This is a genomic window from Streptomyces sp. YS-3, from assembly GCF_045257485.1.
In the GTDB taxonomy this organism is placed as follows: domain Bacteria; phylum Actinomycetota; class Actinomycetes; order Streptomycetales; family Streptomycetaceae; genus Streptomyces.
In genome coordinates this window covers 1-1,593 of the sequence record NZ_JBJHPC010000953.1, presented here as the reverse complement: position 1 = coordinate 1,593, position 1,593 = coordinate 1, and the positions used below count along the sequence as shown (strand labels likewise).

3 protein-coding genes and 1 pseudogene are annotated in these 1,593 nt (G+C 74.3%); all 4 read left to right on the top strand.

Going from position 1 to position 1,593, the window contains the following annotated elements:
- A pseudogene (locus tag ACJA3G_RS36650) lies at positions 1–192 on the top strand (ATP-binding protein); the annotation flags it as partial.
- Positions 189–611 (top strand): roadblock/LC7 domain-containing protein, encoded by a 423-nt coding sequence (locus tag ACJA3G_RS36645; protein WP_406557338.1) that lies wholly within the window; start codon positions 189–191, stop codon positions 609–611. The pseudogene ACJA3G_RS36650 and the gene ACJA3G_RS36645, both read left to right, overlap by 4 nt.
- Positions 608–967 carry a DUF742 domain-containing protein gene (locus ACJA3G_RS36640; protein ID WP_406557337.1) on the top strand — a complete coding sequence of 120 codons (360 nt, stop codon included), beginning with the start codon at positions 608–610 and terminating at the stop codon, positions 965–967. The genes ACJA3G_RS36645 and ACJA3G_RS36640 overlap by 4 nt, the downstream gene beginning before the upstream one ends.
- On the top strand, positions 942–1,574 hold the full coding sequence (locus tag ACJA3G_RS36635) for a GTP-binding protein (RefSeq protein WP_406557336.1): 633 nt from the start codon (positions 942–944) through the stop codon (positions 1,572–1,574). The genes ACJA3G_RS36640 and ACJA3G_RS36635 overlap by 26 nt, the downstream gene beginning before the upstream one ends.
- Positions 1,575–1,593: the final 19 nt, after the last annotated feature.

The following is a 1,593-nucleotide window of genomic DNA, read 5'->3' as shown; positions in this document are numbered from 1 at the left end:
ACCCATGAGTCCGCGCCCGACGGCGACGCGCTGCCCCAGCGGCGCCGCCGCACCCGGGCCGCGCTGCCCGCCGAGACGGCCGCGGCGCCCGCCCGTACCCCCGAGGAGTCGGCCGCCGCGCTCGGCGCACTGCAGTCCGGTACCGCAGCGGCCCGCTCCGCCGCCCCCACCGAAGGGAACGAACCGCGATGACCAGCGGCACTACCGGCGAGACGGCGTGGGTGCTGGACGCGATCCTGGAGATCCCGCACGTCCAGGCCGCCGTCCTGCTCACCCGGGACGGTCTCGTCTCCGGCTACACCCAGGCCCTGTCCCAGGCGTCCGCCGAGCGCACGGCCGCCATCATGAGCACCGTGCAGGGCGCCTGCCGCACCGCGGCGGCGGCCTTCGCGGACCAGGAGGACGCCCGTATCCGCCAGGTCGTCATCGAGTCCGACCACGGCTACATCCTGGTCGCGCCGACCGCCCACGGCACCTGTGTGGCCGCCTTCGGCGACCCGGAGGTCCGGCTCGACCTGCTCGCCCACCGCGTCCATTCCCAGGTGGCCCGGCTCGGTGAGAAGACCATGGCGGCGGCGCCGCGCGGAGCCGACGGCGCCACCCACGCATGACGGGCCGCCGCGGCGGCCGTCCGCTGGTTCCCGCCTATCTGTCCACCGGTGGAGTCGCCCGGCCCAGCCGCAACAGCCTGGAGCGGCTGTCGGTGCTGACCGGCGGGGGCGGCCCGGAGCCCGCCGGGCTGCCCGCCGCCCAGCACGCCCTGCTGGACGTGCTGGACGGCGGCTCGCTCACCGTCGTGGAGACGGCGGCGCTGCTCGAACTGCCGGTCTCCGCCGTGCGGGTGCTCGCCGCCGCCCTGATCGACCAGGGGCTGGTGAGCGCCCGTCCGCCCATTCCCGTCGCCGCCCTGCCCGCACCCGATCTGTTGAAGAGAGTGGCCGATGGCCTCCGCGCCCTCAAGCAGTAGCCCCGGCCCCACCGGCGCCGCCGGGGCCCGTGGGATCCATCTGCCCGACACCGCGCGCGAGCTGGTGAAGATCCTGGTCGCGGGCCCGTTCGGGGTGGGCAAGACCACCCTGATCGACTCGGTCTCCGAGATCCGCCCGCTGCACACCGAGGAGCACCTGAGCGAGGCGTCCGCCACGGTGGACGACCTCGCCGGGGTCCGGGACAAGACGACCACCACGGTCGCCATCGACTTCGGGCGGATCAGCCTGGGCGGGGGAGTGGTCCTCTACCTCTTCGGCACCCCCGGACAGGAACGTTTCCGCTCACTGTGGGCGGACATCGCCTACGGGGCGCTCGGCGCGCTCGTCCTGGTGGACACCCGCCGCATCGACGACTCCTTCGACGTGCTCGGCCTGGTGGAGGAGACCGGACTGCCGTACGCGGTCGCGCTCAACACCTTCCCCGACTCCCGCCCGTACACCGAGGAACAACTGCGCCGCGCCCTCGACCTGGAGGCCGGCACCCCGATGGTGACGTGCGACGCGCGCGACACCAACTCCTCCATCGACGCCCTCCTCGCGCTCGTCCAGCACCTGATCGCCCGCAACCGCCCGGAGACCCGGTGAACGCCCACCCCGCCTATCC

Coding starts and splice junctions, on each gene's coding strand:
- ACJA3G_RS36635 (WP_406557336.1), top strand. CDS start 942: ATGGCCTCCGCGCCCTCAAGCAGTAGCCCCGGCCCCACCGGCGCCGCC.
- ACJA3G_RS36640 (WP_406557337.1), top strand. CDS start 608: ATGACGGGCCGCCGCGGCGGCCGTCCGCTGGTTCCCGCCTATCTGTCC.
- ACJA3G_RS36645 (WP_406557338.1), top strand. CDS start 189: ATGACCAGCGGCACTACCGGCGAGACGGCGTGGGTGCTGGACGCGATC.